The sequence below is a fragment of the Fructobacillus fructosus KCTC 3544 genome, assembly GCF_001438695.1.
In the GTDB taxonomy this organism is placed as follows: domain Bacteria; phylum Bacillota; class Bacilli; order Lactobacillales; family Lactobacillaceae; genus Fructobacillus; species Fructobacillus fructosus.
In genome coordinates this window covers 1-388 of sequence record NZ_JQBH01000038.1, presented here as the reverse complement: position 1 = coordinate 388, position 388 = coordinate 1, and the positions used below count along the sequence as shown (strand labels likewise).

The 388-nt window shown below is 34.8% G+C and carries 1 protein-coding gene; it reads left to right on the top strand.

The annotated features are described in order from the left end of the window. On the top strand, positions 1 to 388 hold a 388-nt coding region (locus IV71_RS08180; protein ID WP_162258606.1), incomplete at both ends, for a hypothetical protein.

Here is a 388-nt window from a genome sequence, read left to right as displayed (position 1 = left end):
GATTAAACCAATCATTGAAAAAGAGCTAAAAGAAGCAAAAGAAAAAGCTTCAAGAGATATAGAGGCTAATGCTGAAACTCTTCGTCAACAAGAAAATCAGCGTCATAATGTTGCTCTGCAGGAAATTGATGCAAATTTGCTCGTTAAGAAGAAGCAATCAGACCAAGATCTTAGTTCCGAATTCGATAGAAAAGAATTTGATCGCATTGATCAGTCGCAACGAAAATTTGAAGTTGAATTCAACCAACAAAAGGCAGAACAACTTCAATCAGCTTCAAGTCAGCTCTTAACTGAACTCAAGGTATTTGCAGAATCATTACAGCAAGCATCCAATGAATTCATGACTGAATTAATTAATACCCAAAATGATTTCTTAGCAAAGTATGAA